General features: G+C 48.3%; 25 protein-coding genes. 6 read left to right on the top strand and 19 right to left on the bottom strand.

Translation table 11 applies throughout. The features are described from left to right. Positions 1 to 7 precede the first annotated feature (7 nt). Together HMPREF9194_RS03460 and HMPREF9194_RS03455 are read left to right on the top strand one after the other, a co-directional pair. A complete protein-coding gene (locus HMPREF9194_RS03460) occupies positions 8 to 628 on the top strand; it encodes a flavin reductase family protein (RefSeq protein ID WP_016524986.1) in 621 nt (206 codons plus the stop codon). A 15-nt stretch (positions 629 to 643) separates the two neighbouring features. After that, entirely contained in the window at positions 644 to 2,095 is a 1,452-nt protein-coding gene (locus HMPREF9194_RS03455) for a nicotinate phosphoribosyltransferase (protein WP_016524985.1), read from the top strand. Between the two features lie 481 nt (positions 2,096 to 2,576). Here HMPREF9194_RS03455 and HMPREF9194_RS03450 read toward each other — a convergent pair whose 3' ends face one another. Next, the gene (locus HMPREF9194_RS03450) at positions 2,577 to 3,284 is read right to left on the bottom strand and encodes a tRNA 2-thiocytidine biosynthesis TtcA family protein (protein WP_016524984.1); all 708 of its coding nucleotides are present in this window, start codon (positions 3,282 to 3,284) and stop codon (positions 2,577 to 2,579) included. A 46-nt stretch (positions 3,285 to 3,330) separates the two neighbouring features. Here HMPREF9194_RS03450 and HMPREF9194_RS03445 point away from each other — a divergent pair, with 46 nt between their 5' ends. Next, positions 3,331 to 4,395 carry an EF-P lysine aminoacylase GenX gene (locus tag HMPREF9194_RS03445; protein WP_040846159.1) on the top strand — a complete coding sequence of 355 codons (1,065 nt, stop codon included), beginning with the start codon at positions 3,331 to 3,333 and terminating at the stop codon, positions 4,393 to 4,395. Here HMPREF9194_RS03445 and rpmE read toward each other — a convergent pair. The 6 genes from rpmE to rpsT form a co-directional block, all read right to left on the bottom strand. Beyond that, positions 4,373 to 4,588: a 50S ribosomal protein L31 gene (rpmE, locus tag HMPREF9194_RS03440; RefSeq protein WP_016524982.1), complete on the bottom strand. Its 216-nt coding sequence runs from the start codon at positions 4,586 to 4,588 to the stop codon at positions 4,373 to 4,375. The genes HMPREF9194_RS03445 and rpmE overlap by 23 nt on opposite strands. A 44-nt stretch (positions 4,589 to 4,632) precedes the next feature. Beyond that, positions 4,633 to 6,318, bottom strand: coding sequence for a transcription termination factor Rho (rho, locus tag HMPREF9194_RS03435; RefSeq protein ID WP_016524981.1), 1,686 nt, complete (start codon positions 6,316 to 6,318; stop codon positions 4,633 to 4,635). Positions 6,319 to 6,651: 333 nt separating this feature from the next. Then, on the bottom strand, positions 6,652 to 7,089 hold the full coding sequence (locus HMPREF9194_RS03430; RefSeq protein ID WP_016524980.1) for a bactofilin family protein: 438 nt from the start codon (positions 7,087 to 7,089) through the stop codon (positions 6,652 to 6,654). After that, a complete protein-coding gene (gene lnt / locus HMPREF9194_RS03425; protein ID WP_016524979.1) occupies positions 7,053 to 8,720 on the bottom strand; it encodes an apolipoprotein N-acyltransferase in 1,668 nt (555 codons plus the stop codon). The genes HMPREF9194_RS03430 and lnt overlap by 37 nt, the downstream gene beginning before the upstream one ends. Further along, positions 8,717 to 9,034, bottom strand: a complete 318-nt coding sequence (locus HMPREF9194_RS03420; RefSeq protein WP_016524978.1) for an HU family DNA-binding protein — start codon at positions 9,032 to 9,034, stop codon at positions 8,717 to 8,719. The genes lnt and HMPREF9194_RS03420 overlap by 4 nt, the downstream gene beginning before the upstream one ends. 87 nt (positions 9,035 to 9,121) lie before the next feature. Continuing rightward, positions 9,122 to 9,400 (bottom strand): 30S ribosomal protein S20, encoded by a 279-nt coding sequence (gene rpsT, locus HMPREF9194_RS03415; protein ID WP_016524977.1) that lies wholly within the window; start codon positions 9,398 to 9,400, stop codon positions 9,122 to 9,124. Between the two features lie 147 nt (positions 9,401 to 9,547). Between rpsT and HMPREF9194_RS03410 the strand changes: the two genes are divergently transcribed. Together HMPREF9194_RS03410 and HMPREF9194_RS03405 are read left to right on the top strand one after the other, a co-directional pair. After that, on the top strand, positions 9,548 to 10,615 hold the full coding sequence (locus tag HMPREF9194_RS03410; RefSeq protein ID WP_016524976.1) for a hypothetical protein: 1,068 nt from the start codon (positions 9,548 to 9,550) through the stop codon (positions 10,613 to 10,615). 13 nt (positions 10,616 to 10,628) lie between these two features. Next, on the top strand, positions 10,629 to 11,492 hold the full coding sequence (locus tag HMPREF9194_RS03405) for a M23 family metallopeptidase (RefSeq protein ID WP_016524975.1): 864 nt from the start codon (positions 10,629 to 10,631) through the stop codon (positions 11,490 to 11,492). Positions 11,493 to 11,497: 5 nt separating this feature from the next. Here HMPREF9194_RS03405 and HMPREF9194_RS03400 read toward each other — a convergent pair whose 3' ends face one another. Both HMPREF9194_RS03400 and HMPREF9194_RS03395 read right to left on the bottom strand, forming a co-directional pair. Beyond that, positions 11,498 to 12,760, bottom strand: coding sequence for an MnmA/TRMU family protein (locus HMPREF9194_RS03400; RefSeq protein ID WP_040846157.1), 1,263 nt, complete (start codon positions 12,758 to 12,760; stop codon positions 11,498 to 11,500). Positions 12,761 to 12,777: 17 nt separating this feature from the next. Beyond that, positions 12,778 to 14,337 (bottom strand): NAD-dependent epimerase/dehydratase family protein, encoded by a 1,560-nt coding sequence (locus HMPREF9194_RS03395; RefSeq protein WP_016524973.1) that lies wholly within the window; start codon positions 14,335 to 14,337, stop codon positions 12,778 to 12,780. Between the two features lie 98 nt (positions 14,338 to 14,435). On the opposite strand from HMPREF9194_RS03395, the gene HMPREF9194_RS03390 reads away from it, so the two are divergent. Continuing rightward, positions 14,436 to 15,152: a hypothetical protein gene (locus HMPREF9194_RS03390; RefSeq protein ID WP_156827987.1), complete on the top strand. Its 717-nt coding sequence runs from the start codon at positions 14,436 to 14,438 to the stop codon at positions 15,150 to 15,152. A 76-nt stretch (positions 15,153 to 15,228) separates the two neighbouring features. Here HMPREF9194_RS03390 and HMPREF9194_RS03385 read toward each other — a convergent pair whose 3' ends face one another. From HMPREF9194_RS03385 to HMPREF9194_RS12535, 10 genes are all read right to left on the bottom strand, one after another. Next, positions 15,229 to 16,032, bottom strand: a complete 804-nt coding sequence (locus tag HMPREF9194_RS03385) for a hypothetical protein (protein ID WP_016524971.1) — start codon at positions 16,030 to 16,032, stop codon at positions 15,229 to 15,231. 1 nt (position 16,033) lies between these two features. After that, on the bottom strand, positions 16,034 to 17,743 hold the full coding sequence (gene recN / locus HMPREF9194_RS03380; protein WP_016524970.1) for a DNA repair protein RecN: 1,710 nt from the start codon (positions 17,741 to 17,743) through the stop codon (positions 16,034 to 16,036). Further along, complete coding sequence (locus HMPREF9194_RS03375) at positions 17,736 to 18,575, bottom strand: NAD(+)/NADH kinase (RefSeq protein WP_016524969.1); 840 nt, start codon at positions 18,573 to 18,575, stop codon at positions 17,736 to 17,738. Before HMPREF9194_RS03375 ends, recN begins: the two co-directional genes overlap by 8 nt. Before the next feature lie 30 nt (positions 18,576 to 18,605). Further along, positions 18,606 to 19,634 carry a DegT/DnrJ/EryC1/StrS family aminotransferase gene (locus tag HMPREF9194_RS03370; protein WP_016524968.1) on the bottom strand — a complete coding sequence of 343 codons (1,029 nt, stop codon included), beginning with the start codon at positions 19,632 to 19,634 and terminating at the stop codon, positions 18,606 to 18,608. Then, positions 19,634 to 20,113 carry a chemotaxis protein CheW gene (locus HMPREF9194_RS03365; protein ID WP_016524967.1) on the bottom strand — a complete coding sequence of 160 codons (480 nt, stop codon included), beginning with the start codon at positions 20,111 to 20,113 and terminating at the stop codon, positions 19,634 to 19,636. The genes HMPREF9194_RS03370 and HMPREF9194_RS03365 overlap by 1 nt, the downstream gene beginning before the upstream one ends. 175 nt (positions 20,114 to 20,288) lie before the next feature. Beyond that, positions 20,289 to 20,654 carry a hypothetical protein gene (locus HMPREF9194_RS03360; RefSeq protein ID WP_016524966.1) on the bottom strand — a complete coding sequence of 122 codons (366 nt, stop codon included), beginning with the start codon at positions 20,652 to 20,654 and terminating at the stop codon, positions 20,289 to 20,291. A 13-nt stretch (positions 20,655 to 20,667) separates the two neighbouring features. Then, positions 20,668 to 21,069 carry a type II toxin-antitoxin system VapC family toxin gene (gene vapC / locus HMPREF9194_RS03355; RefSeq protein WP_016524965.1) on the bottom strand — a complete coding sequence of 134 codons (402 nt, stop codon included), beginning with the start codon at positions 21,067 to 21,069 and terminating at the stop codon, positions 20,668 to 20,670. After that, positions 21,066 to 21,269, bottom strand: coding sequence for a type II toxin-antitoxin system VapB family antitoxin (locus HMPREF9194_RS03350; RefSeq protein WP_016524964.1), 204 nt, complete (start codon positions 21,267 to 21,269; stop codon positions 21,066 to 21,068). The genes vapC and HMPREF9194_RS03350 overlap by 4 nt, the downstream gene beginning before the upstream one ends. 77 nt (positions 21,270 to 21,346) lie before the next feature. Then, on the bottom strand, positions 21,347 to 22,117 hold the full coding sequence (locus HMPREF9194_RS03345) for an SH3 domain-containing protein (RefSeq protein ID WP_016524963.1): 771 nt from the start codon (positions 22,115 to 22,117) through the stop codon (positions 21,347 to 21,349). Between the two features lie 19 nt (positions 22,118 to 22,136). Beyond that, positions 22,137 to 22,262 carry a hypothetical protein gene (locus HMPREF9194_RS12535; protein ID WP_016524962.1) on the bottom strand — a complete coding sequence of 42 codons (126 nt, stop codon included), beginning with the start codon at positions 22,260 to 22,262 and terminating at the stop codon, positions 22,137 to 22,139.

Genomic DNA, 22,262 nt, shown 5'->3' with positions numbered 1-22,262 from the left:
AATCTTTATGGATATTATTGACAAAAGTATATATAAAAGCGGACTGTTCGGCAAGCGGAAAAATCAAGCCTTGACCAATCGCGGGATGAGCGCTACACTTTCGGTTATGAAAGACTTTACACGCATAAATCCCGCTGTGCTGCACGAAAATGCGGCCGACCTTATCGGAAGGCAATGGATGCTCGTAACCGCCGGAAACACCGAGGGCAAGCGCTCGTGGAACACGATGACGGCAAGCTGGGGGGGCTTGGGGCATTTGTGGAACAAAAACGTCGCCTTTGTATTTGTGCGTCCGCAGCGCCATACCTTTGAGTTTACCGAAAAACATAAAAATCTGACGCTGTCGTTTTTCGGCGAAGAGTACCGCAAAGCGCTGCAATTTTGCGGCACAAAATCCGGCCGCGATTACGACAAAGCCGAACAAACCGGTTTAACGCCCTTTGAAACGCCGTGCGGTTCGGTCGCATTCAAAGAAGCACGCATTATTTTGGAATGCGAAAAACTCTACTCCGAATTCCTTAACGAAAAATCGTTTATACGTACGGACGTGCTGAACGAATGTTACCCCGGCCGCGATTTTCACCGCATGTACGTGTGCGAAATCCTCGACGCGTGGGTAAAAAAATAAGGCGGGAGGCATAAAATGAACGCGCGCGGACACACGTCGGCTTTATTTACCGATTTTTACGAATTGACGATGGCGCAAGGCTATCGGAAGCACAACATGAATTACCCCGCCGTATTCGATATGTTTTTCCGCCGGCAGCCTTTCGGCGGCGGGTTTTCCGTTTTTGCCGGAATCGAAACGCTCATAGACGAACTGACTTCCTTTTCGTTTTCCGAAGCCGATATCGCCTATTTGGATTCGACCGGCGTTTTTGAAAAAGACTTTTTGGATTATTTAAAAACCTTCCGCTTCAGCGGCGATTTATACGCGATGAAAGAAGGTTCCCTCGTCTTTCCCGGCGAGCCGCTTGTACGGATCCACGCAAACCTTATCGACGCGCAGATTATCGAAGGGCTTATTTTAAATACAATCAATTTTCAAAGCCTTATCGCAACAAAAAGCGCGCGCGTGTGGCTCGCGTCAAAAAAAGGTTCCGTTATGGAATTCGGTTTGCGCCGCGCCCAAGGGTGCGACGGAGCGATGAGCGCTTCGCGCGCGGCTTACATCGGCGGCGCGTCGAGCACGAGCAATACCCTCGCCGGTATGCGCTTCGGCATTCCCGTTTCGGGAACGATGGCGCATTCGTGGATTATGTCGTTTCCGAGCGAACTTGAAGCCTTCGAAGCATACGCCGAGTTGTATCCGGAAACCTCCGTTTTTCTTTTGGATACCTACGATACCCTAAAGTCGGGCATACACAATGCGATTAAAGCCGGAAAAAAATTGGCGGCACAGGGACATAAATTCGGCGTCAGACTCGATTCGGGCGACATTCAATATTTGTCCGTCGAAGTGCGCAAAATCCTCGATGAAGCGGGCTTTCCCGACGCATTTATTACCGTGTCGAACGAACTGACCGAAGAAATTATAGAAACCCTTGTCGCATCCGGCGCACCGATAAACGCGTGGGGCGTCGGTACGCACATGGTAACCGGCGGCAGCGATTCATCGTTTACGGGCGTGTATAAACTTGCCGCCCGTAAAGGCCGCCTCGACGGAGACTTCATTCCCGCAATGAAATTTTCGGACAATCCGCAAAAAACCACCGATCCGGGCGTAAAAAACGTGTGGCGCCTCTACGACGAAGACGGCATGATGAAGGCCGACATCGTCGCCCTTGAAGACGAAAAAATCGAAGCGGGACTTGAAAAACGCTTTTACCATCCGGCGATCGATTACCGCAGCTTCAGCTTTGCGCCCGCGGCGGCGGAACCGCTTCTTATAAAACGCATCGAAAACGGAAAGCCCGTTTTTCAAGCCGAAGACGAAAAAACACGACTTTTAAAAAGCCGCACGACGATGAACGAACAGCTCGCCAAACTCGATGCGACCTATCTTCGCATTTTGAATCCGCACATTTACAAGGTATCGATAAGCGAAAAGCTTAAAGATTTAAAACTGCACTTTATTCAAGCCAGACTGCACTAGGGGAAGGGATTCGGTATGAGCGGAAATCAAAAAAAATGAGTACAGCAAGCCCTCTGCCCGCATGCGTCGCGGTTACGCTTTTGGGGTAAAATCACGTTTCAAAACCGAACCTCCTGTTCGGTTTTGAATTCGAGTTTTAGGCACAAGCCTAAAACTCGCACACATACAACTTGTCCAGCGTCCTGGCGGAACTAAATCACCCATATCTTATCCTGCGGCGGGATTGTACCGACATGGATGTTGGACGAGCTTTAAATATGTGAGTTTATGCATCGCATAAACTCGGAGAAAGAATTGTACAGGATGTACAATTCTTTCTCACCTCGCGGTCAGGGTCTTGCCCGTACACAGCTTTAATTAATTTCACATCATACCGGCTCCCTGCCATGTAGGGGCAGAAGGCTGCTTTCGAGAAGAGGATTGGATTTTCATAGCGAGATTTTGCCGAAAACTGCGTTTTTTGACAATCGCCCGGTACCGTTTAGGGTAAATATTCGCTTTTGATATTTTTAAGCGATTCGAACAGTTTTCTTTTTTGCGCCGTATCGGAGCCGGTTAACGCTTCAAGTTTTTTGCGCGCTTCTTTTCTCGCGGAATTGTTTTGGTAATCGCAGGTGCAGGTAATGCTTTTATAACCGGAACGGCGCGCATGATCGATAATTGTCTGCTCGTCGGCAAAACACAGCGGCCGTATAATCGTTACCGGATATTTGTCGTATTTTAACCGCGGCGGCATAGTTGAAAGTTCGCCCTTGTACAAAGCGTTCATTAAAAGCGTTTCCAAAATATCGTCCAAATGGTGGCCGAGCGCGATTTTGTTGTATCCGTGTTCCATCGCATAATTGTTCAATTCGGTGCGCCTTTGCGTCGAACACCACCAGCAATTCATCGTTTTTCCCGGCTTTAAACGCGCCAGAACGTCGGCATTCAGCGAAACCAATTCCGTATTCCACGAGCGCAACAAAGAACGCAGTTCGGGAAAGACGGAAGAACCGATGCCGCTTTCCACGTGCAAAGCGCAAAAATCGAAGTTTTCGCGTCCCTGCCGCTTGCGGTACGCAAAATATTCGGTCAGCGCGGCCGAATCTTTTCCGCCCGAAAATCCGACGAGAATGCGGTCATTGTTTTCAATCAATTTATAGTCGTATACGGCTTTGTCGATTATGCTGAATAATTTAGGCTGCCCCATATTCGGTATGCTACCACAAAAAACGCTTAAATGGTATAGTGTACCCATGGATTTGGAACTGTTGCGCTTCCGCGCCCGTACGCTGCAAAGCTTACGGCGCTTTTTTATCGACCGCGGCTATCTTGAACTCGACACGCCGGCTTTAAGCGCGGATCTTATACCGGAAACCTGTCTTGAAGTTTTTAAAACCGATTACACGGCGCCCCGTACAAACGGCGCGCAGACAACCGAACTGTATTTGGTACCTTCGCCCGAAATTTACATAAAAAAAATTATCGCGCGCCATAAAACCGACGTTTTCCAAATTTCAAAATGCTACCGCAATGCCGAATCCTGCGGCCGCATTCACAGCCCCGAATTTACGATGCTCGAATATTATACGATGAACGCCGATTACCGCACTTCCATGCGCATAACCGAAGACCTCTTCGATTTTTTGCTCCCGCCGCCGGGAAAAAATGTCGGCAGCGATCCGGAAAACCGCAGCGCCGATCCATTTACCAAAGACCCGTGGGATTTTTTACGGCCTCCCTTTATACGCTTAAGGATGGACGATGCCTTTGAACGCTACGCGGGCTTCCGTTTAAGCGAATGTGCGAGCGCTGAAAAACTTGCGCGCCAAGCGCGGCGTTTGGGCATTGCCGAAAGCGCCGCTTCCCTTTTTGAATCGTGGCCTATAGACGATTTATATGAATTGATTTTCGTACAGGCGGTTGAACCGGCGCTCCCGCAGGACAAACCGGTTTTTCTTACCGATTATCCGGCATTCGTTCCCTGCCTTGCAAAAGACGTTCCCGGAACGGAAAACGATAAACCTCTGTGGAAAGAGCGCTGGGAACTGTATGCGTGCGGCATCGAACTTGCAAATTGCTATACGGAAGAAACGGACGCCGAAAAAGTACGCGCCTATTTTGAAAGCGAGCGGCGTTTAAAAGAAAAAAATGCACTGGTCGTGCATAAAACGGATACTTCGTATTGGGAACTGTTCCGCTCGTTTCCGCCGTGTTCGGGCGTTGCGATGGGAGCCGACCGGCTTATCGCGCTTTTAAGCGGACGAAAAAGCATAGAGCCGGTGCTCCCGTTTTCGATTATTGAGCGCCCGTCGGTTTAATGTTAAAGCGCTTGTTAAAGCGTTCGATGCGTCCGGCGGTGTCTACCAGCTTTTGTTTACCGGTAAAAAACGGGTGGCACGCCGAGCAAATTTCAACGTTGATATCTTTAACGGTTGAACGGGTTTCGATAACATTACCGCACGCGCAGGTAATCTTTGTCAGCTCGTAAGCGGGGTGCAAATCTTTTTTCATAATATATTTACTCCTAATAAATATTAAACTTTTCGGCGCCGATTTTAAAACGACTCGGCCGTGTTCATCGAGCGCAGGAACGCTTCATTATTCTTGGTTTTGCGCATTCTGTCAAGCAGTAATTCCATAATTTCGGCGTCATCCATTGGATTGATAACCTTGCGCAGTACCCAAATCTTTTGCAGTTCTTCTTCGGTAAGCAGCAATTCTTCTTTGCGGGTACTGGATTTTTTAATATTGATGGCCGGGAAAATGCGGCGGTCGGCAAGTTTGCGGTCGAGGTTGATTTCCATATTGCCCGTGCCTTTAAACTCTTCGAAGATAACTTCGTCCATGCGGCTTCCCGTTTCGATAAGGGCGGTGGAAATAATCGTAAGGCTGCCGCCTTCTTCAACGTTGCGCGCCGCACCGAAAAAGCGCTTGGGCTTGTGCAGCGCGTTCGAATCCACACCGCCGGAAAGCACTTTGCCGGAAGTGGGAACGGTTTGGTTATATGCGCGCGCAAGACGCGTTATCGAATCCAAAAAGATGACCACGTCGCGCTTATGCTCGACCAAACGCTTCGCTTTTTCCAGCACCATTTCGGCAACCTGCACGTGGCGGGTAGCCGGCTCGTCGAAGGTCGACGAAATAACTTCGGCGTGAATCGAGCGTTCCATTTCGGTAACTTCTTCCGGGCGCTCGTCTATGAGCAGCACGATAAGGTAGACTTCCGGATGGTTCGTCGTAATCGCGTTTGCGATTTTTTGCATTAAAATGGTTTTACCGGCTTTCGGCGGTGCAACGATAAGCGCGCGCTGCCCCTTTCCGATGGGCGAAAACAAATTGATTATGCGCGTCGAAAACTCTTCGGGTTTGGTTTCCAGATTGAGCTTTTCGTCCGGATGAAGCGGCGTAAGGTTTTCGAACGGAATACGCGTTTGCGCCGCGCGGGTTTCGTCGTCGTTGACCGTTTCGATGCGCAGCAGGGCAAAAAAGCGTTCGCCCTCTTTCGGCGAGCGGATTTGCCCGTAGACGGTGTCGCCGGTTTTTAAGTTGAACAGGCGGATTTGGCTGGGCGAAATGTATATGTCGTCCGGGCCGGACAAATAGCTGTTTTGCGGCGAACGCAAAAAGCCGTATCCGTCGGGCAGAATTTCCAAAGCGCCCGAAGCGAAAATAATGCCGCCGTGTTCGGTATGCGATTTAAGAATGACGAAAATCAATTCCTGCTTTTTCATCGGAGCCAAATCGTCGCGCGGAATGCCGTATTGGGCGGCAAGGTCGCGAAGTCCGGGCATACTCATTTTGGTTAAATCGTTTATCAAAAGGCGCGGTTTTGCATCGCGGCTTTGCGCATCGTTTTCGGCGTCAAAGCTTTGTCCGTTTTGCTGAATGAGCGTACCGTTATGCGCGCTTTGGTTCGCCGCATCGGAAAAAGACTCTTCGCTGCGCGAAGAAAAAGCGGCGTTTTCGGATACGGGGCTTCTCCGTCCCGCTCCGGTTGTGCGGACAGCCGTTTTCGAGCGCACGGCCGTTCGTTTGGCTTTCGGACGAACGACTACCCGTTTTTCTCTTCCCTCTTCGGTAAAATCGCCGGAAGCGCCTTCGTCTTCGCTATGAGCGCTTTCGGGTGCGGGCTCGCTTGAGCCTTCAAAGCCGAATGAACTTTGAACGTCGCTTTCGGACGGTTCAAATCCTTCCGTGCGGTCCGATTCATCGATAAAACGGCGTCTTTGATTTACTGCCATTAAATATCTCCATTAAAATATGAAATTGATTTCCGGATTGATTATAAAAATATTTTATATTAAGACGTTGTTTCGTTGGATGCCCCATAATACTTAAGAAAAAATAAAAAGTCAAGACACCGACAGGAATTCGCCATGAACGAAAATAGGCAAAAAAAGATGAATACAACAAGACCTTTGCCGGTACCCAACTTTTATTTATTTCACATCATACCGATTCCCTGTCGGCTAAAAAAGGGGAGATTTTCGAACCGAATTATGATTTGACTTTTCCAATTTAAATGATTCAAAATGCGCACAAATGCCGAGTATCCCGTTTGTTGCCCTGTGTTATCAAGTGTCGTCTTCTTCCGACGCGAGGGCGCGGGAATCGACCATCCGCTTGTATTCGGCGGCCGATACCGAAAAAATGTCGATGTCCGGAACTTCGTCAAGCATTTTTACTTCTCCGTGAAAATTGACGTTTTCGGCGATGCGCAAGCGCGATGTTGCAATGTCGCCGATTATCCTGCTGCCCGAAAACATTTCAAGCTTTGTTTTGGCGTACATGTTGCCTTCAACCTGACCGGCAACGCTTATCGAATCGGCCTTGATGCTGTCGACCGTACATACGCCGGTTTTTTCGACGACAAGGCTGCCTTCCGATTCTATGGAGCCGGTGAATTTTCCCGTAATAACCAAATTGCCGGAAAAATGCAGCATGCCGTTCAATTCGGTTTGTGCACCCAATATGGTTAATTCGCCTTCTTTTTGTCGGTATGAAATCGGCATACAATGTTCTCCATAAGTCCAAAAATCAGTAAAAGCGACGATGCGGCGGCAAACAGTATTCCGACGTAATCGCCCAAAACAGTATATACGGTTTTTGCCCTGTTTGTCAAAACCGGAATGTCGACGGCCAAATAGCCTTCCGTAAACGGTTCGAGCATCGAAAGCACTGTACCGTTCGGATCGATAAGGCAGGTTTGCCCCGATGCGGTAGCGCGCACGCTCGGAATCCGGTTTTCGGCCGAACGGAAAACGGCCATCGAAAGGTGCTGATATTGGCAGGCAAGGCTTTTCGACCATGCGTCGTTGGAAAGATTCACCAAAGCGTTCGCTCCGTTGTTCACATAGCGGCGGCCGATATAGCCGAAGGTGTCTTCAAAGCAAATCGGAGTTCCGAAGCGCAAATCCCCTGCCGAAAACACAACCGCCTCGTCTCCGGGCGTCCACATATGGGTATCGCCGTTTAAAAGCAGCGTGTAGATTGTCGGCAAGAGCTTTTCAAACGGAAAATATTCGGTAAACGGAACCAAATGCATTTTGTGGTACAATTGCGGTTCCGGCGGAATGACGTTTTTTTTCGGTTCAAAAAACAAAACGGCGTTGTAACTCACTTCACCCAAACCGCCCGTCCGCGTATAGCCGCGCACGGTGTCGTCGTTTCCGATGACAAAGGGAATGTTTTTAGAATCGATATAATGTAAAAGCTCGTCGACCAATTCAAAACGGGCGCGGTCGGTGCGGTAGCGGTAGTGCCAGCGTATGCGCGGCACAAAGGCGGTTTCGGGCCATACGACAAGCTCGGCGTCCGGATGCGCTTTCAAAGCTTCATCAGTCAGGCGTTCGAGCGTCGTTAAATCGCGCCGGTATGCAGCCGTGCCGCCGAGCCAAGGGTCGGTATTCGTTTGCACGAGGATGATTTTTTTTGACGGACAGCCGCGCCAATCTTTGACGGAGGCGATACCGTATATGAGGGAAAAAGCAAAAGCCGCGCACCATATGCAAGCGCTTACGCGACGGATGCGCATTTTTTCGCGGAGCTTTTGGAGCACCGGATGCATCTCGGCGGTGGATTTTTCGGCACACGCTTTTTTGCCGCAATCGAACAGCGGATAAATGCAGTCGGCTATCCACATCGAAGTAAAGTCTATGAGGGCGCTTAAGCCCCACACGCCGACAATATTCGTAATTTGAATAAGATGAGTAAGGCGCCAGTGCGAATAGGCGGTAACACCGTAATTGAAGCCCGCAAAGCCCTTGGTTTTAAGGTATTCGTATGCGCACCAGACAATCCATTGGGCAAACCAAACTCTCTTTCCGCACAAAACCCATGCGGCCTTTAAAAGCGGGAATACGAACATCAGCTGAATTCCGTACAGGCAGGAAATAACGGTTATGCCCATGGGATGAAAGGTTGCAAGCCAGCTCGTAAAGGTAACGTAGCAGCCTATGCCGTAGAGCATGCCGTACAGCCATACGCTTTTCCAGCTCAGGCGCCTCGTCAGTATAAAAACGGGAACAAAGGCTATGTATGCAAAGAAAGGAAAACCTTCGGCACGAATAAAATTCGGCTGAGGCAGCATAAAGAGCATAATGCCCGAAAAGAGAAGCGCCGCGTTTACAAGCGTTTTTTTCATGATTTTTTTGCGGGAACGGGCAGTTCCCACAGCGCGTTTTTAAGCTCCTGTCCGGAACGGAAGGCCGCTATATAGTGGGGAGCGACCGAAAGTTGTTCGCCCGTTTTGGGATTGCGCGCGCGGGAACGTCCCTTGCGCAAACGCAGTTCAAAGGTGCCGAAACCACGCAGTTCGATCGTCGAACCGTCTTTCAGAGAAGATTTGATATTTTCAAGTAAGGATTCAAGAACGGCCTGCACGGTTTTTTTTTCATATTTTGTTTTAAGATATACGGCTTCGACCAAATCGAATTTTGTTACTTTTTTTGATTCCATCAAAAACCTCTGACCTTGTTCCGGCATCCGGTTAGACCGGGGGCTGCCTCGAAAGCAGTGTGCCTTCAGGCAACCCGCATTTTACAATTACTTTGCGGGTGCAAATGAAACGTTGTACAGTTTCATCATGCGCGATTTTTTACGAGAAACGGAATTGCGGGACAAAATTCCCTTACGGCCGGCCGTATCCAATTCCTTGCACAAAAGACGCAGCGTTTCGGACGCAAGCGTTTGATCTTTTGCCTGCACCGCCGCCGTAAATTTTTTAGCGCAGGTACGTGCCGCGCTTTTTACCGCTTTATTGCGTAAACGTCTTTCTTCACTCTGTCTAAATCTTTTTTCCGCAGACGATTTTTTTACTGCCAAAGGAAAACCCTCCAAATAAAACTGTTTTATGTTACCAAACACTACGGGAATAGTCAAGTAGCGCCGTGCGCAATGTTTTAATGCAGTGCGCGCTTGTCGTACTTTACCCCTTGACCAGATTCACCCGCTATTATACGATGTTTTATAATGAAGATAAACGATAAAAAAGTTCCGCTTTTTTTAATTTTGCTCGTTTTCGGCTTATTATATCTTTTTTTAGCCGTCGAATTGACGGGAAAAAAGCTTACCATACGGCCCGAATGGACGGTTTTCGTCGATAATCCGACAACGGACACGGCACAGGCGTCAGCACGCCTTTTACCGTTCAAAATGGGCGAAAAAATGGGCTATTACACTGCCGACGGCAAAGTCGGCGCTCTCATCCCGTTTGAACACCGTGCGGCAATTTCCGCCGATTTTTGGGCCGAATACGACCGCGATGCCGAGCGCATCGTTTTTTTTACTCCCGACAATAAACCGAGCGGCACCTTCGACCGCGCGGGTTTTCCGTTTTTTGACGCGGGAGGAATTTTTTTATTCCATCCGGGCGGAAGTTCTTTTTCGAAACACAATACGGAAGGGAAAACCGAATGGCTATACGAAAACTATGTTCCGATAACGGCTTTTTCGTCGAGCGCGGCAGGATGCGCGGCCGGTTTTGCCGACGGAAACATGGTATGTTTCGACCGCACCGGAAAAATAACGAGCGGCTTTTATCCGGGCGGAAGCAATATGGAAGTAATATTCGGCGCGGCCCTTTCGCGGAGCGGTGAATACTGCGCCTGCCTTTCCGGCTTAAATCCGCAGAGAATCGTCGTTGCCGAACCCGCCGGCGGCAAAACGAAAATAATCTATCACGAATATTTAAAAGACGAACTGCACGAACAAACGCTCGTTCAATTCAGCAGCGACGACAGATACGTATTTTTCGGCGGCAAAGGGGCGCTTATCGGTGTGTTTTTGCCGCAAAAAAAAGCGTTTTCCGTACCTTTTTCCGGCAAAATCGTAAGCATAAGCGAATTCGGCGCCAAAGATATTTTTTTCGTTTTAAGCAAAGAAGCGGACACGTACACGGTTACGCTCCTGTCGGAAGGAAAATACCGGCAAGGTTCATTTTCGTTTAAAGCGACAAACGCGTTCGTGCATGCGGAAAACGGCGACATCTACGTCGGCTGCGACGACCGCATTTCAAAAATGCATGTAAGTTTCGATTAAGGAGAAAAGCCGAATGAAAAAACGACGGATATTCAGCACGGGCGCTTTTTGCGCATTGTTTATCGGCGCAGGCATTCCCCTGTGCGCGTTCGGCTGGCCCCGGCTTGCCGATACCGTCGCCGTTTTTTTTGCCCAAAAATACGGCGGCACCTTTAACCGCGGCCTCGTATTCAACGACCCTGCCGAAGTTGCGGCCGCCGAAGACGGGCAGGTTCTTATAACGATACGCGAAGACGGCGCAGACAACGGCTTGTTCCCGTCGACCTTGGGAAATGCCGTCATACTGAGCCATAAAGATCATATTTTAACGGTATACGGCGGTTTGGAAAAGAATTCGGTCGATGACGGAAGCGGTCATGCGGACAAGGCGGCCGCCATAGGCATAAGCGGGTATTCGGGCTGGGGCACCGGCAGACAAAGCCTGCAATTTCAAGTTATCGACACAAAGATAAAAGCCGTCATAAATCCGCTCATTTTAATCGAAGGCGATGCCGCGGCAAAAAAATTCGTTATCAAAAACGTAACGGCGGTAAGCAAAAACGGCAACAAAACGGTTTTATCGAACGGCATGAGCATTGCGGCGGGAACCTACGTGCTTTATACGGACGCTTCGGAAATCACCATGCCTTATACGACGAGCGTATCGGTAAACGGAACGCTTGCCGAAAAAACCGATTATACGGCGCTTAAAACCGCGCAGGAAAAACTCTGCGTTCAAGGCAGCGCCCAGTACGATTTTTCGGCGATTTATTCCGATAAAGGCGCCATGCGCTTGGCCGAAATTTTGCTTGTAAGAGGGAAAAACACGCTCGATATATCGGTACAGGATATCGGCTTACATGAAACATCGTTCCATCTTACGCTGAACGCCTTCTAACGCTTTTAAACTTCTATCGTACGCGAAATAACGCCGCCGCCGAGTATGAGCTTATCGGCATACACGACCGCCGACTGACCGGGCGCGACGGCGCGCTGCGGTTTTTCAAACATAATGCGGTACGTCCCCCCCTCCAAAGGGATAATCCGGGCGGGAGCGGCCGGAGAGGCAAGCCTGATTTTTACCAGCGCTTCGAATTCGGCATCGGGCGCATAATTTCCCGCCCACACCCACGAATCGGCTTCAAGGCCTGACGAAAAAAGTCCGTTTTCGTCTGCAAGTACGATGCGGTTGTTCGCGGAATCGATTGAGCGCACATACAGCGGCTTGTTTGCGCTGACACCCAGGCCGCGCCTTTGACCGATCGTATAATGCTCTATGCCGCGATGCTCACCGAGCTTTACGCCGTTCATATCGACAATGTCGCCGGCGACCGATTCTTTATCGGAAAAAATAATGTTGAAGTATTCGCTCGAAATAAAGTCCTGACTTTCGCTGCGCAAAGCCGCCTTTAAGCCGCGTTCGCGCGCAAATTCGAACACGGCCTTTTTCGTAAAACCGCTTAGCGGAAAGCGCGTTTGCTCCAAAACGGCGGAGGGAATGCGGTGCAAAAAGTAGGTTTGATCTTTAAACGTATCCTTTGCCGCAGACACCGTAACCGGACGTTCCGTATACCCGCGCGCTTCCGCACTTGTCGAATGCGCGCTGCCGGAAACATTTCCTGCGCCGTCCGACTGTGCGGCCGAATTGTCGGAACCCAGCGCGCGGTAAATATCGGCTACGGGAATAAGCGGGCGCACCAAAGCTGCGTAGTGCCCCGTACAAAAATAATCGAAATCGACGCCCTGAGCGCGCGCTCCGTTTACGAGGGCGGCAAACTTTACGTGAGCGTTGCAATGAACGCAGGGGTTCGGCGTTCTTCCCGCACGGTATTCGCTTTTAAAATAGTCCATAACGTAGGCTTTATAGGCTTCGCGCACATCGATGATGTAATATTTTATGCCGTATGTTTTGCAAAACTCGGCGCATTGTTCCATATCTATCTTTTCGTCGGCACCGTAACAGGAATTACGCACACCGTTTTTTGAAGGCGGCAGCGGAAGATCGTTGTTCCAGCTCGACATCGTAATGCAGACAACGGTGCAGCCCCGCTCTTTCAGCATAAGCGCCGTCGAAGCCGAATCGACACCTCCCGAAAGTCCGACCGCAACCGTACTCCCCGCTTCGGGCCACTGCAATTCCTGCACCGGTATGTGAAACTCGTTCATACGCACACGTTGATCCTCTATTTTTCATACGCCAATATATCGCGGCCGTCTTCGGCCGAATACGATTCGGTTTCGTCTTTCCCGTGATCGTCATACCACAGCTGCGCATAAAACGGAATATGTTTTGCAAGCTCGCCGAAATTCCACGGCGGACAGCTGCAGCAGTCGGGGCACCAATGTCCCGTTTTTAAAACCAAGTACGGACTTGCCTTAAAGCGATGGCCGTTATGGCACTGCCATTGCAAGGGACTGTACAAATCGCCCTTTTTCATCGTCCCGCTCACGCACTTTCCGCCGCGGAAAGCTGCCGCCTGTTTTGCATCTGTAATGCCGAGCTCTTCGGTCTTTTTCGTTTCATCGTAGCCGTGATTTAAAAGCAAACCGTTTTTTTCGATTAAAGATTCATCCTTTAATTTTTCGTAATCCAAAAAAGCGCCCGTTTCCGGATTTTGATTTTTGCACATTACAGGGAATTTTTCCCAACTGCGCGGGAGCGCGCGGTACGCTTCGAGCGAACCGAAAAAAGCCTTTACCCGTTTTGTAAGATTGTGCGAAACCCAAAAGGCCGGCGCGTTGTTCGTGCGCAAAAGCGGCATAAGGGCAAAGCGCCGTATCAAGTGCGGGAAGGGTTTTCCCAGTTTAAAGTACCACAATTTTTTTTCGAGCCGTGCAAAAAAATCTTCAAAACCTTCATGCTGAAAATCGAGATAATCGTTGAGCACGTGAGAATCGGCAAACCACATACAATGAAAATTACGGATTGCATTCCATTCGGGCTTGAAAATTTCGGTACCGCTCCGTCCCATCATTTTAAAACCGCGGTCGAGCGTTTCAAAGCCCGTAACGCGGGCGGTTTTTCCGTTTCCGATATTGTAGACTTTTTTCCAAAAATCGGCGCCGAGCGTTCCGTCCGAATCTTTTTCAACCAGATTTTTTAAAAGCAAGCCGGAGGTTTTCGCCGTCGCCCATTCGATCGGAGTATTCCAACAGGTATGGAACATAAGCCCGTCGTGCATGTTATTTAAAAGCACGCGGTCGTACAGAATTCCGCTTTGACGGAGCGACACCCAGCACAGGGGCGATTCGATAACCGCACGTTCGGCTTTCAGCTTGCTCGCCGCGTACACGTCGAAGGCGCTCGGCATAAGCGGATCTCCGACGCGGCCCCACGGATGCTTGAACGTTCTGTTCCCGTACTCCGCGACCGTGCCGATATAAACGAATTTGGTCTTTCCGATTTGGCCGCTGTCGGCGACAGCCTCGAGCAGGTTTTCGGTTCCCAGCCAATTGGTGCGGAAGGTTTCGTCGGGATTGTGATCGGCTGCCGGCGGAATAATCGCCGCACAATGCAGCACATAGTCGGCACCTTTTACGGCGGCAAGACAATCGCCGTAATTTTGTATATTGCCGAACAGCACTTCAATAAGAGCGTTCTTTTGAAGCTTTTTCGCCAACCGCATATTCGCCTTTTTCGGGCGCAACAGAATGCGGCACAGGAATTTTCCCGTCTGCGCAATTTGCGTCAACGCTTCGGATCCCATAGTTCCGGACACGCCGGTAATAAAAACCGTTTTCATGCTTTCATATTATTATATTTTTACAGACTGCGCAATCGGCCGGGGCGGGAATGCTTTCGTTGACAAAAAAAGCACGGGCAGGTATACTTATACGCGATATGAAAAAATACCTGAGCGTACTTTTTGCCCTGTTTATAATCGCCTCGTGTTCGCAAACAAGCTATAAAAGCCCGCATGAAAAAAGGGATTTGAAGGTAGTAAATATTTCGAGTCATGACGTTACTATTACGATAAGAGCACTATACAACAGCGTCGTATATCAGCCGAATGCAGTAATATCTCACGCCCCCGGCACAGCTCTTGAATTAAAAGGCGTCCCCTTTTGCACGGCCGATCCCGAAAAAGGCTACGATTGGAAAATCGACGGCCTCAAAGACAATATCGATCCTACTACGTGGACAATACGGAATTTAACCGAGGATGAAAAAATAAAAGTTACGGTAAAGAATGGACTAAGCAAAGATGTAAAATTGAAATATAAAGTAAAAAACGACGGGAAATATCCCGGAGAGCTTAATCTGAATAACATTCCGAGAATAATAACTTTATATGATACCGATTATATATTTGAACTCGAAAATCAAAAAAAATATAAGATAAAAGTAAAAAAGAATGGAGTATGGGAGTATGCCGCCGATGCTTCCGGTCAATACATAACAGCATTTGCAATTCAAACAAATCCTTCTGATGTCCCGCCTGATTGGGCTGCCGACCCCTCGAACCCCGCGGATGCGGATAAAATTCCGCTTTTCTTTACCATCGATTATGACAAAGCGGCAAAAACGATAAGTATAAAGCCGCTCCCTATCGAATAAAAAAGCAAAAGACGGGAACTTCGGTTCGCGTCTTTTTTTTGCCCGGCGCACTCAGCACACCGTATAAAAATTCCGCTCAGCGGCTTATGCCTTTTTTTTGGTCGCTGTCCATTTTGGCTTTCCAGACGACGGCTTTCTTTTTGGTTTCTTCGGCATCTTCGCTTTCACCGAGGTTAAGCTGGATTCGTCTGAGCGCAACCAGATAGTTTATGCCCAAACGTATGTCGTCCAAACGGCGGGTCGAAAGCTCGTACCGGTCGCGATAGCCGTCGGCCGCTTCGCCCAACAGTTTTTTTATGAGCCTGAAATAATAGACCGCCGTATCGTAATCGGGATTGCGCGGATCGAAATAGATTTTCGACGCGGCTTTCATATCGAGCATATTTTTCGCAACCGTTGCAAGACGGCCTTGCAGTTCGATAAAACTCCAGCGCCATTTCGTATTGTCGCCGTACGCATCGACAACCAGCCGAATGGCAAGGCCGAGTTTACGGCTCAATTCGTAGCGTTTAGTCAGCGGAATGTTCGCGATCTGCGCAACCCGGTCTTCATAGTCGGAAAAGGGCGCGTCGATTAAATTCGAAACGGTTTCTTCCAAATAAATAATCGCCTTATACAGCGCTTTGCGCCCGTCGTTTAAAGCATCCAAACCTCTGGTCGATAAAATCTTTACGGAAAGATTATTGATAAGCACGTACAGCGTCGTAACGTAAATCATATCTTCGGCGAGCAACATGCGTTTATACGAACTTCCCGCACCGTCTTTTTCCATTAATGCAAGAAGATTTTTTTCTTTTTCGAATATTTTATCTATTGAATCTTTATAAGGCTGCATTTTTACCGCGAAGGCTTCCCTGCTTTCTGCCGTAATTTTCGCCATCTTATCCTCCGAAGCTCCCGTAACTCTTCAGCAAAGTGCGGGCATGTTCGAGCGATACGGAACTGACCGCATCTCCTGAAAGCATACGCGCGATTTCTTCAACACGCTTTTCGCCGCTCACTTCGCACACGCGGGTAGCCGTAATGCCGTTTTGCACCGACTTTTCTATCTTAATTTGAGTATCGGCATAAACGGCGATGGCGGCAAGGTGCGTAATGCACAAAATTTGCCGATCGGCGGCCAAACGTTTTAAATGGGCACCGACCGCAACGGCGACTTCGCCTCCGATTCCCGTATCGATTTCGTCGAAAATGAGCGTGTCGGTAATATCCGAACGATTTAAAACCGTTTTTAAAGCAAGCATGACGCGCGACAATTCGCCGCCCGAAGCTATTTTTGCAAGCGGCTTGGGCGGATTGCCCGGATTGGCCGAAATTAAAAATTCAATGTCGTCGATTCCGTAGGGGCCGCATTTTTGATCATCCGATACGGCTTCTTTTTGTTCGATATGCACGCAAAAACGGCTGTTTTTCATGCCCAAATCGGCAAGCACGGCTTCAACTTCTTGAGCCATTTTATCGGCGGCCGCACGCCTTTTTTGCGAAATAATCGTCGCATCCTTATATGCCTGCCGCTCCAAAACGGCAACTTCGTCGGCAAGGGCTTTTTTATTCGTATCGGCGTCGGCCAATGCTTCAAGCTGTTCGGCCGCTTTTTGCGCGTAAGCGATCACTTCGCTTAAAGGACTTTGAACGGAGGCCGCATACTTTTTTTTCAGTTTGAAAAACAGGGCAAGCCGTTCCTGCACTTCTTCCAAACGGGCCGGATCGAACACGAGCGATTGCGCATAGGAACGCACTTCCCCCGCAATATCGCTCAATTCGTAAAAAGCGGTTTCCATGCGTTTTGCAAGCGTATCGAGCGACGGATCCGAATGCGAAGCGTGTTCCAAGTGCGCGTTCGCTTTTTTAAGCGAAGAAAGCACAGTGTCCCCTTCGCCGTTTAAAAGATTTGAAAAACTTTCTATTTCACCGTACAGTTTTTCGTACTGTGAAAGACGGTTTTCTTCCTGAACAAGTTCGGTTTCTTCGCCCTCACGCAAACGGGCAGACGCTATTTCGTCGCAGGCAAAACGCAAAAGTTCGATCCGTTCGGCTCGTTTGCTTTCCGATTCGTCGGCGGCGGCTAAAAGATTGCGTTTTTCCACGAGTTTTGAATACAGGGCGGTAAAGCGTTCAACTTCCGCTTCGATTCCCGCGTAGGAATCCAAAAAGCGCCGGTGTTCGCCCGTGCGCATTAAAGATTGATGTTCATGCTGCCCATGAATGTCTATAAGCCACGAAGTCAATTCGGCGAGTTCCTGCCGCGTAACGGGAACATCCTGCACCCAGGCGGCGCTTTTGCCGCTGTCTTTTACGAGGCGGCGGATAAGGATCCGATCGTTTTCGGCTTCAATGCCGCGCTCGCCAAGCCATGCGTATACGCCTTTTGCGCGCACGTTGAGTTTAACGGTGCCGCTTACGCGCGCTTCGCTTGCGCCGGCTCTGATAAGTTCAACGCCGCCTTTTCCGCCGAGCAAAAAAGAAATCGCGCCGATTAAGATGGACTTTCCCGCACCCGTTTCGCCGCTTAAAACGGTAAAGCCGGAGCCGAATTCCAAAGACACTTTATCGATTAACGCAAAATCGTTTATGTGAATATCTTCAAGCACGGGGACCTCCCGACCAATTCAGTTTTGAGCGGAGCGCCGCATAAAAAACGGACGAGTCGCAGCCTGCAAGACTCACGGCATATTCGGCCATCTTTATAAGGATACGGTCGCCCGCTTTTATCGGCGTATGCACTTGCCCGTCACAGTTGAGCATAAGATCATAGCCGCGCGGAGGCAGTACGGTAACGGTAAGCTGCGTGTCGGCCGGAAGCACCAAAGGCCGGTTCGAAAGCGAAAAGGCCGAAACGGTATTCAAAATCAATACATCGAGCCCCGGATCGACGATGGGGCCGCCGGCTGCGGCCGAATAAGCGGTTGAACCGGTCGACGTGGACACAATGAGCGCATCGGCCTTGAATTTGCCGAAAGCGGCGTACTCCGTGCGGATATCGACTTCAACCGTTTTAGACGCCTGCGACGCGGACAAAACCGCATCGTTTAAGGCACAGCCCGAATACACCGTTTTTCCGCCGCGCACAATGTCTGCCCGGACAAGAGAGCGCTTTGCAAAACTCATGCGCCCGGCAAAAAAATCGTTTAAGGCGGAGCGCCAATGCTCCGGCTGAATGCCCGCGATAAAGCCGAATTGCCCCAAATTGATCGGAACGACGGGCTTCCCGCTTGCGGCACAGCGGCGCGCGGCGTACAGCACGGTGCCGTCGCCGCCCAAGGTTACGGCGCAGTCGTACGTATCCGCCGGAAAGGGAACGTCGGCACCCGAAAAATCGGAGCGCACAACCGTATGCCCCTCTTCCGTTAAAAACTCGGCTATACCCGCATACAGGTTTTCGGCGGCTTTGTTATATGTATTTACAACCACTATGCACGTCATACAATACCCGTTATGTGCGCTCCTGCGGCACTAGGGCAGCGTCGCCAACACTTTTGCAATCTTTTGCGCCTTTGCCGAACCGAGCCTCGGATACAACGGAAAAAGCGCACAGCGCAAATAAAGCGAATCGGCCTCCCGGCAACTGCCGCACAGATTGTTAAAAACCGACACAACCGCGTTTTCGTACGCCGGCTGTATCGTTATATCTTTTTTTTGCGCATATTGTTTAACGTCTTTAAAAGAGCCGGAAAGCACCACGGGAAAAGAATACACGGCGCACACCGCGTCTTCGGCCGCTGCCGAAAATGTTTTGTGACGTCCCTGCATAAGGGCGCGCACATACATTTCGTACATTTCTTTGCGGATCTGTTCGTTGCGCCCCGATTCTTTCAGCTGAACGTAGGCCAAAGCGGCATTTATGTCCGGCAAAAGATCGGTCGAAGGAGATGCTTCGGCCATCTTATGCAAAACCGCCCAGTTTCGGCTTTGCATCGCCATAAGCACGGCCCCGCCGCCTGCGGTAAGCATATCGCGTTCTTCAAGGCCGAGTATCGAAAAAATGCCGAAAGTCCCCGCCTTTTTGCCGCCTTCGGTTCCTCCCGCACTTTGCGATATGTCTTCAATAATCGGCACATTCAATTCAAGCAAACTCTGAAAATCCGGCAACTGCCCCAGCGTTTCGTGCAAAACAAGAACACGGCCGCCTTCGCGCATGCCCTTTTCAACGATTTCGGCGGTTACGAGTCCGGTGCCGGCCGATACGTCCAAAATAATGCAGTTAAAACCCGCTTCCGTTACCGCCGAATACTGCCATGCGGGCGCAAGAGCGGAAATCATAACCGAAGCGCCGTTTTCAAGCGCAAGCGCGCGCAGCGCGTATTTTAAAGCGATCGCCGGGCTTCGTACCGCAAATGCACCGCTTACGCCGAAGCTTTCTTTTACCTGCTGAATAAGGCGCGCATTAAGCTCGCCCGGCCCCAATTTTTCTTCAACCATGCAGGTTAAAACGGCGTCCATCTCCCTTCTACGGATTGTCGGGCTGAAAGTTTCTATAGCCATCAGTTTTGCGCGCTGATAAGTTTTTGCAGCTCTTTGGGGTCAAACAGTTTGCGAATGTTGAGCACAATCAAATAACCATTTTGCTGCTGCACTACCCCGTGTATGTATTCCGATCCGATACCGGTAAGCATTTGAGGCGGAGGCTTTATATCCGCAGCATTAATCATCACCACGCGCGAAATTCTGTCTATAATAATGCTGATTTTTATTCCGTCAAGGTTCAGAATAACCAAACCGCCCATTTCGGCGTCGTAGTCTTCTTCCGCGGGTTTTTCCAGGCGAAAGCGCTTATGCAGATTGATTACCGGTATAATCTCTCCGCGCAAATTAAAAATTCCTTCAACATAATGCGGAGCGTGCGGAATAGGACGGACGCTTTGAATTTTTACAATCTCTTTTACGTCCATAATGTTTACACCGTAGAGTTCTTCGCCTAATTGGAATGTTACAAGTTGAAACTGTGCATCACCGACTGCCATAACACCTCCTATTACAGGCTAACACAGAACGGGAAAAAAAACAAGTAATAAACGGCGTACATATTAAATCAAAAAAATATAAAAAAGGCTCAGCTCAAAAACGTACGCCCGGACTCAAACGATTCCGGACATTTTTTTGCCCAAAAGTATACCGAACTCATATCATTAAATTTCCCTAATAATCAATTTCAGTCACGGCATTTCCGTTTTCGACTGATTTTATGAATATGATTTTTTGAAATTTTGCATCAACATAAAATCTGACAAAATCCTTTTCAGTATATTTATAAATGCTTTTGAGATTATTTCCGATTTTATCACACAACCAAAATTGAATCTCCTTTGTAGAAGGATTTTTTGTTTTTATAAGTAAATTTTTTGAAACACTTTCCGAAGAGATATTATTATTGTTTTCAACCCAATTCGGATTTGAATCGGCACCATAGCATCCGTTATTCGAGCGACGGAATGAATAAAGATCTTTTTCATTTTTCGCTCCCTGCTGCAACATAAACCACCCGTTTTTCAGCTTGGATATCATAAAAGCGGTTTTATTAATTGTATAATTTCAGTTCTTTTATTATTTTTGACATGGATATAAAATCTTTGTCGTTGTGTAACAAGTATAAATCATTTTCTATCGCCGTTTGCGCTATCAATAAATCTATCGTACTTCTGACGGTTATTCCCTTTTCCCTGCATTTGATATTCATAAGGGCAGCCTGCTCATAGGAGTCTTTACCGTATTTTAAATAATAGAAAGGGATTGTTTCAAAATATTCTTTAAGTAAATCGTATTCGGCACGATTCCTCGCCCCCTGTAAAACTTCCTGATAGATAAACACATTGATGCCGTAGGGGATTTGTCTGTCCAAAATATAGTCAAATTGCTCATTAGGTTTATTTTTTTGATTTTTCAGATAACTTATCAGAACGGAAGTATCGACTAAAATCATTTTTTCAGCCGCATTTTTTTATAATCATAATTTTCGAAAAAAACAATTTTTCCCTTCAGTTCCCGCAAATCTTTTATTTTTCTGTTTTGAACATATTCTTTTAAGGCCGTTTCAACCAGTTCCTTTTTTGTACGAATATCAACGGAATATTTAAAAGCTTCTTCAACCAAAGCATCATTCAATACAATATTTGTTCGCATAACACACCTCTCTATACACATAGTAATACACACAAGGTATCTTGTCAACGTTTTAGGAATTGTACATTCGATTAAAATCAATACCAGCCTAAATCAAAATGAACCATATCTTCCGGAATATAGTATTTGAGGCCGCCGCGTTCTGCCGAAGCATAACCGCCGAAAATCCAGCCGGTAAAATCCTTATAGTTTATTTTTAGCCAATAATTGTTTTTGCCGTCGATTGTGTCCCGTTCTTCGGTTATAGCAATGACTTCCACATTGGTTTGCCGAGGATCGGTTGTACCGGGCCGTATCGTATACACGACATTCGTTCCGTTTATTCCCGGCTTGGCGCGGATATTCAAGTTTTCCCATACCGATAATGACTGTTTTATCGATCGTACCGTCCATTTTTTACCGGCACTTTCTATAACCTCAAGGATTTCATAGCGGTTATCGAAATAAGGATCGCGAAAGAAGGCGATATAACCCGAATAAATACATATCCACCCTTCCATGGTATCGGATTTTATATTATACCATAGTTCGCCTTTCATATCTCCGTCTTCATTTTTCGGCTCATTCAAATAGTCTTTTCTGCACATACGCAAAACCTTGACTTTATCGTTATCGTGCAGCTTTCCTATTTTATTTTTCTTGTCACAAGCGGTATATACATCTCTGTATTTTTCATCCAATAGATTACCGATAACGACTTCAAGTTCACATTTTCGCACGGTAATTTTTATTCCGTTTTCCGTTTTTTCCGATAAAACAGTGCCGTTTCCGTTATTGTAATTAGGCAAGGCAAATATGAATTGCACAAAAGTCAATAATAGCAAAATGCATAATACCGTTTTTTTCATAGTATCTCCTTACTCGGCCTCACCCCGGCAGCATGCGGTCGTTAAGCGTGCCGTCGGAGTTTTCGAATTTTTTAAGAAGATCGGCAACTTGGATATTCTTTTTTTCTTCTCCGCTTACGTCGTACATAATGCGGCCTTCATGCAT

This window comes from Treponema maltophilum ATCC 51939 (assembly GCF_000413055.1).
In the GTDB taxonomy this organism is placed as follows: Bacteria; Spirochaetota; Spirochaetia; order Treponematales; family Treponemataceae; genus Treponema_C; species Treponema_C maltophilum.
Note: the sequence above shows the minus strand (reverse complement) of the source record. Positions and strands in the feature narration are given on the sequence as shown.

Coding starts and splice junctions, on each gene's coding strand:
- HMPREF9194_RS03460 (WP_016524986.1), top strand. CDS start 8: ATGGATATTATTGACAAAAGTATATATAAAAGCGGACTGTTCGGCAAG.
- HMPREF9194_RS03455 (WP_016524985.1), top strand. CDS start 644: ATGAACGCGCGCGGACACACGTCGGCTTTATTTACCGATTTTTACGAA.
- HMPREF9194_RS03450 (WP_016524984.1), bottom strand. CDS start 3,284: ATGGGGCAGCCTAAATTATTCAGCATAATCGACAAAGCCGTATACGAC.
- HMPREF9194_RS03445 (WP_040846159.1), top strand. CDS start 3,331: ATGGATTTGGAACTGTTGCGCTTCCGCGCCCGTACGCTGCAAAGCTTA.
- rpmE (WP_016524982.1), bottom strand. CDS start 4,588: ATGAAAAAAGATTTGCACCCCGCTTACGAGCTGACAAAGATTACCTGC.
- rho (WP_016524981.1), bottom strand. CDS start 6,318: ATGGCAGTAAATCAAAGACGCCGTTTTATCGATGAATCGGACCGCACG.
- HMPREF9194_RS03430 (WP_016524980.1), bottom strand. CDS start 7,089: ATGCCGATTTCATACCGACAAAAAGAAGGCGAATTAACCATATTGGGT.
- lnt (WP_016524979.1), bottom strand. CDS start 8,720: ATGAAAAAAACGCTTGTAAACGCGGCGCTTCTCTTTTCGGGCATTATG.
- HMPREF9194_RS03420 (WP_016524978.1), bottom strand. CDS start 9,034: ATGGAATCAAAAAAAGTAACAAAATTCGATTTGGTCGAAGCCGTATAT.
- HMPREF9194_RS03410 (WP_016524976.1), top strand. CDS start 9,548: ATGAAGATAAACGATAAAAAAGTTCCGCTTTTTTTAATTTTGCTCGTT.
- HMPREF9194_RS03405 (WP_016524975.1), top strand. CDS start 10,629: ATGAAAAAACGACGGATATTCAGCACGGGCGCTTTTTGCGCATTGTTT.
- HMPREF9194_RS03400 (WP_040846157.1), bottom strand. CDS start 12,760: ATGAACGAGTTTCACATACCGGTGCAGGAATTGCAGTGGCCCGAAGCG.
- HMPREF9194_RS03395 (WP_016524973.1), bottom strand. CDS start 14,337: ATGAAAACGGTTTTTATTACCGGCGTGTCCGGAACTATGGGATCCGAA.
- HMPREF9194_RS03390 (WP_156827987.1), top strand. CDS start 14,436: ATGAAAAAATACCTGAGCGTACTTTTTGCCCTGTTTATAATCGCCTCG.
- HMPREF9194_RS03385 (WP_016524971.1), bottom strand. CDS start 16,032: ATGGCGAAAATTACGGCAGAAAGCAGGGAAGCCTTCGCGGTAAAAATG.
- HMPREF9194_RS03375 (WP_016524969.1), bottom strand. CDS start 18,575: ATGACGTGCATAGTGGTTGTAAATACATATAACAAAGCCGCCGAAAAC.
- HMPREF9194_RS03370 (WP_016524968.1), bottom strand. CDS start 19,634: ATGGCTATAGAAACTTTCAGCCCGACAATCCGTAGAAGGGAGATGGAC.
- HMPREF9194_RS03365 (WP_016524967.1), bottom strand. CDS start 20,113: ATGGCAGTCGGTGATGCACAGTTTCAACTTGTAACATTCCAATTAGGC.
- HMPREF9194_RS03360 (WP_016524966.1), bottom strand. CDS start 20,654: ATGATATCCAAGCTGAAAAACGGGTGGTTTATGTTGCAGCAGGGAGCG.
- vapC (WP_016524965.1), bottom strand. CDS start 21,069: ATGATTTTAGTCGATACTTCCGTTCTGATAAGTTATCTGAAAAATCAA.
- HMPREF9194_RS03350 (WP_016524964.1), bottom strand. CDS start 21,269: ATGCGAACAAATATTGTATTGAATGATGCTTTGGTTGAAGAAGCTTTT.
- HMPREF9194_RS03345 (WP_016524963.1), bottom strand. CDS start 22,117: ATGAAAAAAACGGTATTATGCATTTTGCTATTATTGACTTTTGTGCAA.
- HMPREF9194_RS12535 (WP_016524962.1), bottom strand. CDS start 22,262: ATGCATGAAGGCCGCATTATGTACGACGTAAGCGGAGAAGAAAAAAAG.